This window comes from Intrasporangium sp., from assembly GCF_036566125.1.
GTDB lineage: Bacteria > Actinomycetota > Actinomycetes > Actinomycetales > Dermatophilaceae > Intrasporangium.
In genome coordinates, this window is sequence record NZ_DATCWX010000091.1 from 1 (window position 1) to 8,644 (window position 8,644).

General features: G+C 69.8%; 10 protein-coding genes. 8 read left to right on the forward strand and 2 right to left on the reverse strand.

The window, feature by feature from the left end:
• A partial coding sequence (locus VIR15_RS05435; protein ID WP_331926458.1) for an RNA polymerase subunit sigma-70 occupies nt 1-894 on the forward strand: 894 nt, incomplete at its 5' end.
• A gap of 65 nt (nt 895-959) precedes the next feature.
• Here VIR15_RS05435 and VIR15_RS05440 read toward each other — a convergent pair.
• Entirely contained in the window at nt 960-2,234 is a 1,275-nt protein-coding gene (locus VIR15_RS05440; protein ID WP_331926459.1) for an MFS transporter, read from the reverse strand.
• A gap of 91 nt (nt 2,235-2,325) precedes the next feature.
• On the opposite strand from VIR15_RS05440, the gene VIR15_RS05445 reads away from it, so the two are divergent.
• Nucleotides 2,326-2,835 (forward strand): Lrp/AsnC family transcriptional regulator, encoded by a 510-nt coding sequence (locus VIR15_RS05445; RefSeq protein WP_331926460.1) that lies wholly within the window; start codon nt 2,326-2,328, stop codon nt 2,833-2,835.
• Here the strand turns inward: VIR15_RS05445 and VIR15_RS05450 are convergent.
• Nucleotides 2,798-3,313, reverse strand: coding sequence for a TetR/AcrR family transcriptional regulator (locus VIR15_RS05450; RefSeq protein ID WP_331926461.1), 516 nt, complete (start codon nt 3,311-3,313; stop codon nt 2,798-2,800). The two genes, VIR15_RS05445 and VIR15_RS05450, sit on opposite strands and share 38 nt — an antisense overlap.
• A 64-nt stretch (nt 3,314-3,377) precedes the next feature.
• Between VIR15_RS05450 and VIR15_RS05455 the strand changes: the two genes are divergently transcribed.
• The 6 genes from VIR15_RS05455 to VIR15_RS05480 form a co-directional block, all read left to right on the forward strand.
• Nucleotides 3,378-4,499, forward strand: a complete 1,122-nt coding sequence (locus tag VIR15_RS05455) for an FAD-dependent monooxygenase (RefSeq protein ID WP_331926462.1) — start codon at nt 3,378-3,380, stop codon at nt 4,497-4,499.
• A 45-nt stretch (nt 4,500-4,544) separates the two neighbouring features.
• Nucleotides 4,545-5,525, forward strand: a complete 981-nt coding sequence (locus VIR15_RS05460) for an NAD(P)-dependent alcohol dehydrogenase (protein ID WP_331926463.1) — start codon at nt 4,545-4,547, stop codon at nt 5,523-5,525.
• A 92-nt stretch (nt 5,526-5,617) separates the two neighbouring features.
• Complete coding sequence (locus tag VIR15_RS05465; protein ID WP_331926464.1) at nt 5,618-6,313, forward strand: TetR/AcrR family transcriptional regulator C-terminal domain-containing protein; 696 nt, start codon at nt 5,618-5,620, stop codon at nt 6,311-6,313.
• Between the two features lie 10 nt (nt 6,314-6,323).
• Nucleotides 6,324-7,067, forward strand: a complete 744-nt coding sequence (locus VIR15_RS05470; protein ID WP_331926465.1) for a glycosyltransferase family protein — start codon at nt 6,324-6,326, stop codon at nt 7,065-7,067.
• A gap of 208 nt (nt 7,068-7,275) precedes the next feature.
• Nucleotides 7,276-8,367 carry an SDR family oxidoreductase gene (locus VIR15_RS05475; protein ID WP_331926466.1) on the forward strand — a complete coding sequence of 364 codons (1,092 nt, stop codon included), beginning with the start codon at nt 7,276-7,278 and terminating at the stop codon, nt 8,365-8,367.
• A gap of 1 nt (nt 8,368) precedes the next feature.
• Nucleotides 8,369-8,644: DUF8753 domain-containing protein (locus tag VIR15_RS05480; RefSeq protein WP_414654922.1), on the forward strand; the 276-nt coding region annotated here is incomplete at its 3' end.

An 8,644-nucleotide genomic window follows, 5' to 3' on the forward strand; every position in this document is an offset into this window, starting at 1 on the left:
GAGCCGCATCGACGCGAGCTGCACGTCCACTGTTACCGAATGCTGGGCTCAACCGACGATGCCGACGACGTGTTGCAGGAGACCATGCTGGCGGCTTGGCGGGGTCTGGAAACCTTCGCCGGACGCTCATCAGTGCGCACTTGGCTCTACCGAATTGCCACGACTCGCTGCCTCAATGCGATTCGCGACAGCCGCCGTCGACCACCCCTCGCGCCAGCACCGCCCTTCGAGCCGCCGGCGCCGTCCTCCCGGTTTGAGGTCCCGTGGCTACAGCCATACCCAGACGCGCTGATCGAGCAGGACAATCCCTCAGCCCGGGCGTTGGCCCGCGAGGGCATTGAACTCGCGTTCGTCACGGCCTTGCAGACACTGCCGCCTCGGCAGACAGCCGTCCTCGTGCTCTGCGACGTGCTGGAGTTCAGCCTCGCGGAGGTCGCGGCCATGCTCGACGCGACGCCAACCGCCGTCAAGGGCCTGCTGCAACGGGCCCGGGCCGCGATGCCCACAACCGTTCCGACCCCCACAGGAAACGCCGAAACACAGCTGGCGCAGGAGTTCGCCCGCGCGTTCGAAGCCGACAACGTTGAGAGGGTCGTCGCCCTGCTTACGGACGAGGCGTGGCTGGCCATGCCGCCAGCGACGGAACAGTACGACGGTCCGCAGGCAATCGCGACCTTCCTGCGAGCCAGTGCGCTGGGACGACCGGGTGACGGCTACACCCTGCTTCCGACCCGCGCGGGCGGACACCCCGCATTCGGCTGCTACCTCGAAGCTCGGGCACGCGGCCTCCTCGTACTCATCCCGAACCTCCAAGGGACAGCGGTCACCGGCATCGTCCGCTTCTTGGGTGACGGGCTCCACCGACGATTCGGCCTCCCCGATGCCATGGCGTGAGTGAGCAGCTCGCCGACAGCCCCGCGTGACGTGCCTGGTTCCCACGACTCGCAACTGGGAGCGGATCAGGATCGCCGTCGAGGCCGGTGTCGGGCCCGAATTCGTCGGCGTCTGACAGCTGGCCCCACGGCGAGAGCCGTGGCAAGGACGGCTGCGGCCGCCGCCCCGATCAGGGCCAGCGTCGAGTAACCCCATCGGGCCATGACGAGACCGGAGGTCGCACCACCGACCACAGCTGCGGCCGCCATTCCGGCCTCGCCCAGACCCTCGCGGAAGGGACGGTCGCCTGCTGCGACGCCGTGAGTCAGCAGGGCGCTGCCCGATAGGAGACACCCGTTCCAGCCCAGGCCAAGGATGACCATGGCGACAGCGAGCACGAGTGTCGAGTGGGCGGCTGCCATCGCCGCGACACATGCCAGGACGAGGACCGCCGCCGAGCCAGCTGCCGCGTGGCGAGCGCCGAGCCGTTCCGTGAGCCAGCCGCTCAAGGCGGACGGCGCGAACATCGCGGCGATGTGGGCGCTGATGACGACTCCGATGAGCCACAGGCCTCCTCCGAGGTGATCGAGGTGTATCGGGGCCATGGTCATCACGCCGACCATGACGAGGTTGGCGACCGCGAGCACTGCGAGGCCCGCCCTCCCCTCGGTTCCTTGACGCAGCACGTCGAACCGTCCCGCCGGCGTGGATGGCGCCGAGCTCGTGGGGGCCTGGGCCACCGGCGGCAGCGCTCGCCGGGTCCGGAGGATGACTGCAGCCCCGGCGAGGTACACGATGGCCGCGACGAGGTAGGGGCCGATGAGCGGCGGCACGTCCAAGCTCCCGGCCAGCATCCCGCTGGGGAGCATCAGGTTCGGCCCAACGACGGCTCCCACCGACGTCGCGACGAGGACCGAAGCCATGGCGCGCGGGGCCGGCCGTCCCGGATCCAGCTCCGCCGCCGCGTAGCGGGACAGCATCACGGCGGTGTTGCCCGCGCCGAGGAGCAGACTGCCGAAGAGGATCGGCCCGAGCGCCCCGCCCAAGCCGCCCCATGCCATCGCGACGGAGCCAAGCGCCGCGGCCACCGCTCCCACCAAGAGTGCGGACGCCCGACCCAGCCGGCGCGCCAACCCAGCCAACCCGAGGGCGCTTGTTCCGGCGCCGACGACGAGCAGCGCCTGCGGCAGGCCTCCGGCCGCATCCGACCCCGTGACCTCTCGGGCGAGCAGTGCTGCCGCGGCGCCCGCGAGCGACTGGGACAGACCGCCGAGCGCCGCGAAGACGCGCAGTTGATGGAGCCCCCTGTGGTCCGTCTGCTGCTCGCCTTCCCGTTGCTCGACGGTGGTCCGGACTGACATGCGCTCTACGCTAGAGAGGCCGATCATGGCGATGAAGGGCCTCGTGATGGTTCTTGCGGTCTCCGGCTTTCTGCGTGGAAGGAAGAACGGCATGAAGGCTTTCGACGCGGTCCAGTTGGATCAAACTGACTGGGCGATCGTGCGCGAGCTCCAGCAGGACGGCAGGCTGTCGTTCAAGGAGCTCGGCACGCGGGTCCATCTCTCGGGGCCGGCTGTCGGGGAGCGCGTGCGACGGCTCGAGCGGGAGGGTGTCATTGCCGGCTATGGGGCGCGAGTAGACGCTGCCCGGGCGGGACAACCGCTGCTCGCGTTCATTGAGCTGCGGTGCCGGCCCGCTGACTGCTTACTCCGAACGACGTCGTCGGACGACTATCCCGAGCTCGTCGAGGTGCACAAGCTTTCCGGGGAGCACTGCACGATGCTCAAGGCACGCGCGTCGAGCTTGTCCCACCTCGAGGGCCTCATCGAACGGCTTGGCGCGCACGGCGAGATGCGCACGCACATCGTCCTGTCGACGCCCTACGACGGCCGGCCGGTCGAGCCCACCCCGCCCGAGCGGCCAGTCACGTCCTCTGCGGGATGGGGCCCTCGACTCGGTTAGCCCCCAGCATCCCTATCGCGCCCGGGCGGACCTCCGACTCGCCCCGGAGGAGGGCGTCCAGCACCAAGCCGTCAAGGGCGGCGACGAGCACGGCGGCGCGGTCGCGCGGGAGACCGGCGTCCGTTGCGACGTCCGTGATGACGCGCTCGCGCGCGGCGACGAGGGCATCTCGGAGGCGTGGAGTCCGAAACCCCTGGATCATCAGCTCGTAGCGAGCCTGAGTGCGGGTGCGGTTCGGACCGAGCCAGTCATGGAGCGTCTCTCGCGGTCTGGTGAGCGCGTGCTCCATCTCGGCGCGCAGCAGGTGCTGGACCATGGCATCGACGAGACCGTCGAGGCCGCCGAAGTGGTGCCGGACGCTGCCGTGGGGCAGCCCGGCCTCGCCCTCCGTCGACCGCACCGAGAACCGTGCGCCTCCCTCGCGGCCGAGGACCTCCAACCCGGCCTCGACGAGGCGATCGCGACTGCTCTTCTCCATGTGGAGAGGGTACGTGCTACCGTCTTCTTCTCCAACTGGAGAAGCGTCGAGAACTGGAGAAGTCATGCACGTCGTCGTCATCGGAGGCGGGCCGGTTGGCCTGGCGTCAGCCCATGGGCTCCTGGCCTCCGGCGCAGAGGTCACCGTCCTCGAGGCCGGGCCGCGATCGAGACCTCAGGGGTCGGGGCTCTCCCTCTTCGGCAACGGGGTAGCTGCCCTCGAGTCACTCGGGCTAGGAGCGGCGCTGAGCCGTCTCACGGGTGACGCATCGCCGACCTTGGGCGGCATCCGCACCCCGCGAGGCGACTGGCTGGCCCGCACACCGGACGCCGCACTCCAGACGATGCGCGTCATCCATCGTGAGGCGCTCCACGCGATGCTGCTCGCTGGACTGCCCTCTGGCACAGTGCGTTTTGAAGCTCCGGCCGAACTCCTATCGGCTCCAGACGGCCAGGTCCGCCTCGACGACGGCGAGCAGGTGCATGCAGACCTCGTCATCATCGCCGATGGCATCCGATCGCGCTCCCGCAAGCACGTGACCTGCGATCCGGGATCGCGCTACGCGGGCTACGGCGCCTGGCGAGGCGTCACCCACACCGAGATGGCGAGCGTCATCCCGTCGGAGACGTGGGGAGCCGGCCGTCGATTCGGCCTCGTGCCGCTCACGGACGGACGGGTCTACTGGTTCGCGGTCAGCAGCAGCGACCCCGCGAGGGACGGAGACCAGCGTCCTGAGGTGCTCGAGCTCTTCGCCGGCTGGCACGAGCCCATCGCCGAGGTCGTTCAGGCCACGGACGCCGAGGCCGTCAGCTGGCTGCCCATCGAGGAGCTCGCGCGACCGCTTCCCTCGTTCAGCCAGGGTCGGGCCGTCCTCCTTGGCGACGCGGCCCACGCGATGACACCGAACCTCGGGCAGGGCGCCAACCAGGGCTTCGAGGATGCGGCGACGTTGTGCACCGTGCTGAGGCAGACGTCGGACCTCCCTCGCGCGCTGGCGCGATACGACATGCTGCGCCGACCCCGGACGCGAGACGTCGCCCGGCAGTCCCGGCTCCTGGGCAGGGTCGGCCAACTCAGCAATCCCGTGCTCGTCCGTGCGCGCGACACGGTGATGAAAGCCACGCCTGACTCGGTCGCCCGTCGACAGTTCCGGCAGTTCGAAACCCTTGCGCGTCTTACACCGTAAGGCTAGTCTGGCCGCATCACAGTCTTACGACGTAAGGGGGATGCCATGCGCGCCATCGTGCAGGAGAAGTACGGCTCGACGGACCAACTGCACCTGCGAGACCTGCCGGAGCCGACGCCCGGTGCGGGAAAGGTCCGGGTCCGAGTCCGGGCGGCAGGCGTTGACCAGGGGACGGTTCATCTCATGACCGGGCTGCCCCTCCTCATGCGGCCTGCCGTCGGCTTCGGCGGCCCGCGACAGCCGACGCCTGGTTTCGCGCTCGCAGGGGTCGTCGACGCGGTCGGCGAGGGGGTCACGAGCTTCTCCCCCGGCGATGAGGTCGTCGGAACAGGCAGGGGCACCTGCGCCGAGCTGAGCATCGCCGGTGCCGACCGGCTCGTGGCCAAGCCCGGTGGGCTCTCCTTCGAGGAGGCGGCCGCCCTACCGGTCTCGGGCGTCACCGCGCTCGAGGGGGTCAAGGAGGTCGGCCGAGCGGCTGCCGGTCAGCGGGTCCTCGTCATCGGGGCGTCGGGCGGTGTCGGCTGCTACGCCGTGCAGGTCGCCAAGGCCCTCGAGACGGAGGTGACCGGAGTCGCGAGCGCCGCCAAGCTCGACCTGGTCCGAGATCTCGGCGCCGACCACGTCATCGACTACGCCGCAGGTGAACTCGCCGAGACCACGAGGGACATCGGCCCCTTCGACCTCATCCTCGCCATCGGCGGCAACCGGTCGGTGCGCAGCCTGCGTCGACTGCTGACCCCGCGCGGCACCCTCCTCATCGTCGGAGGTGACAGCCGCGGCCGCCTGCTCTCCGGACTCCAGCGCCCGCTGGGCGCCGCCCTCCTCTCTCCGCTGGTCGGGCATCGCATGCCCTTCTTCATCGCCAGCGACAAGGCCGCTCCACTCCAGTCGCTGCTCGGCCTCGTCCACCGCGGGCTGGTCCGCCCGGTCATCGACGAGGTCTTCGAGCTCGGCGATGCCGCCAAGGCGATCCGCTACCTGGTGGAGGGCCACGCTCGGGGGAAGGTCATCGTGCGGGTCGACTGATCCCCAAAACGGCCCCAGCCGGACAGGGGAGCGGCGATCCGACCGCGTAGGGTTTGGCTGTTGGGGCACGCAGGTGACGAGGAGGGCCGCCGATGGCAAGTACCGCGTCGGCGAGGCTGCCCCTGAGCCGTGAGCGGGTCTTCCGCTCCGCCGTTGACCTCGTGGATGCGGAGGGACTGGGCGCCCTGACAATGCGCCGCCTCGCCGAGGCGCTCGGCGTCGAGGCAATGTCCCTCTACCACCACGTGCCCAACAAGGAGGGCGTGCTCGACGGCATCGTCGAGGTCATCGTGGGAGAGATGCTCGACGCGGTGTCGCACCTGGACACCGCCCGGGCCGAGGGTGACTGGGTCGGAGTGATGCGCGAGCGCGTCCTCGCCGCGCGCGAGGTCCTGCTCCGTCACCCGTGGGCGCCGGAGGTCATCGAGTCACGCAGGGCGATGATTCCCGCGGTCGTGCACTACTACGAGGGCGTGCTGGCCATCCTCCGCCGCGGCGGGTTCTCCTACGACCTCGCCCACCATGCGCTCCACGCCCTCGGCAGCCGCGTGCTCGGCTTCACGCAGGAGCTCTTCGAGCCGGACACCCCGGAGGGGGACGAGGCCAACGAGGAGACGTTCCGCCAACTGGCCGAGCAGCTGCCGAACCTCGTCGGCATGCTCTCGTCGGTCAGCCACGACGGGGAGGACACCACGTTGGGTTGGTGTGACGACCAGACCGAGTTCGAGTTCGGCCTCGACGTCCTGCTCGACGGCCTCGAGCGCGCTCGATCCCAACGCGGTGGCTGAGGCGCGCATCGTGGCAACTCGTATGGACGTCCGCGGCGTCATCGTCACCGCTGCCGGCCCGACCATGCGAACCATCCTGCGCGACCTTTCCCTCCCGACCTTCGAGCGTTTCGCGGACCGGTGGGGCTACGCGGTGCGCGCCGAGGAGCTCGAGCACGACGGGCGGGAAGCCAACGAGACGGCCCAGCACGCCAAATGGACCAAGCTCGCGCTCCTGCGCGAAGCCCTGGCGGACTACCCCAGGGCAGTCTGGCTCGACGCCGACGTGCTCGTGGTCCGATTCGACGAGGACATCGTGGACCACCTGCATCCCGAGCACTTCCAGGCCCTGGCGCTAGAGCAGGTGCCCTACGAGCATCGCGTCAATCCCAACACCGGAGTGTGGCTCCTGCGGTCGTGCCCCGAGGCGTTCGACTTCCTCGACGCCGTGGAGGAGGCCGGCCAACAGCCGGGGCCGTGGGCAGACCAGGGCGCGGTCCTGGCAGCCCTCGGCTGGCGGCGTGGGGATGACCGCTACCACTGGGCCGGACCGGGCGACGGCTCTCCCTTTCTGGCCCGGACGAGCTGGCTCCCGCCCGGCTGGAACCAGCCCTACGTCGACGGCCGTGACCCGGACGGCTGCTACAACTCCGACCCCGAGTCCTACGCGACCCGCCCGACCGTGCCGGACCCGCACGTCGTCCACTTCATGGGCATGACCGTGGAGGCCAGGGCGGCCCACATGGCGAGGTGTGCGGCCGCAGTCGTTCCGTGAGTCCGTTCCCGGAGTCCGTTCCCTGAACACCCAGCCACCCACCCGCTCGGCGGGGAGCGCAGGCCGGCTCAGCGGCATACGGCATCACTTTCCTGCGACTGTGACGCAGGAAAGGGACGATGGTCCCGACCCAAAGAGGATGTGGTGTGCAGGCTTGGGACTAGTGGAGGGTGACCCTCCCCCAGGCTGGAAGGAGGTCACGGTCACCGTGACAGCACTGTTGATGACCGGTTTCCCCGGGTTCCTCGGATCTGCCCTGCTCCCCCGGTTGCTGGCTCGGCGACCGCAGTCCCGGGCCGTGTGCCTGGTGCAGGGCCAGTACCTGGAGACCGCTGTGGAGCGGATCCGCGAGCTCGAGGCCAGCGATCCCCAGACGACCGGCAGGATCGAGCTCGTCGCTGGCGACATCACCCTGCCCGGACTCGGCCTGTCCCCCGAGGTCCGCGCCTCACTGGACGCGGTCACAGAGGTGTGGCACCTCGCCGCGGTGTACGACCTCCACGTCGCGCACGAACTGGCGCGCAGCGTCAACGTCGGTGGGACCGTGAACGTCCTGGAGCTCTGCTGGTCGCTCCCATCGCCGCCGAGACTGCACTACGTCAGCACCTGCTATGTCAGCGGCACCTACGAGGGCGAGTTCACCGAGGACGCGCTCGACGAGGGCCAGGCCTTCCGCAACCACTACGAGTCGACGAAGTTCACGGCCGAGCTCCTCGTCCGCCAGGCCATGGACCGGGGCCTGCCCGCGACCATCTACCGGCCCGGAATCGTCGTCGGGGACTCGGAGACCGGTGAGACGCAGAAGTTCGACGGTCCCTACTTCTTCGCGAGCTTCCTGCAGCGGCAGGGACCGGTGGCACTCGTGCCGCGGCTCGCCGACCCCGACCGCGTCCGGGTCTACCTGGTCCCGCGGGACTTCGTCGTCGCGGCGATGGACGAGCTCTCCGTCCTCGACGAGTCGGTGGGTCGGACCTACGCGCTCGCCGACCCGCAGGCGCCGACGGCGCGAGAGATCGTCGACGGGTTCGCGGACCGCCTGGGCAAGCGGATCGTCTGGGTGCCGATGTTCGCAGGACTGGCCCGTGCCGCGATCGACACCATCCCCGGGGTGTCACGGATCCTCGGGCTGCCCGGCGAACTCGTCGACTACTTCGCCTCGCCCACGACCTACTCGACGGCGAACACGCAGCGAGACCTCGCCGACACGGGCGTCGCATGTCCACCGTTCAGCGACTACGTGGATCGGCTGCTGCACTTCATGCTTGAGCATCCCGAGGTCAGCTCGAAGGCGATGGTGTGACATGGCGACGAAACGACGCCCTGCCAAGACGGCTGAGCCCACCCTCATCGTCGATGTGAGCCTCCTCGGCCACGAGGGCGACTACGAGGAGCGGGTCACGCTGCTGGGGAAGGACTATCGGATCCTCCGGATCGGGACGAACGGGCGGGTGGAGGAGGTGCAGGACCTCGTCGGGACATGGGCGGGCCAGGCCGGCGCGATCGCTATCACGGGGCTGCGCGAGGTGCGTGCCACAGGGCGGTTCGAGGGCGACATCGACGCCGTCGAGCGGCTCGCC

Coding starts and splice junctions, on each gene's coding strand:
- VIR15_RS05440 (WP_331926459.1), bottom strand. CDS start 2,234: ATGTCAGTCCGGACCACCGTCGAGCAACGGGAAGGCGAGCAGCAGACG.
- VIR15_RS05445 (WP_331926460.1), top strand. CDS start 2,326: ATGAAGGCTTTCGACGCGGTCCAGTTGGATCAAACTGACTGGGCGATC.
- VIR15_RS05450 (WP_331926461.1), bottom strand. CDS start 3,313: ATGGAGAAGAGCAGTCGCGATCGCCTCGTCGAGGCCGGGTTGGAGGTC.
- VIR15_RS05455 (WP_331926462.1), top strand. CDS start 3,378: ATGCACGTCGTCGTCATCGGAGGCGGGCCGGTTGGCCTGGCGTCAGCC.
- VIR15_RS05460 (WP_331926463.1), top strand. CDS start 4,545: ATGCGCGCCATCGTGCAGGAGAAGTACGGCTCGACGGACCAACTGCAC.
- VIR15_RS05465 (WP_331926464.1), top strand. CDS start 5,618: ATGGCAAGTACCGCGTCGGCGAGGCTGCCCCTGAGCCGTGAGCGGGTC.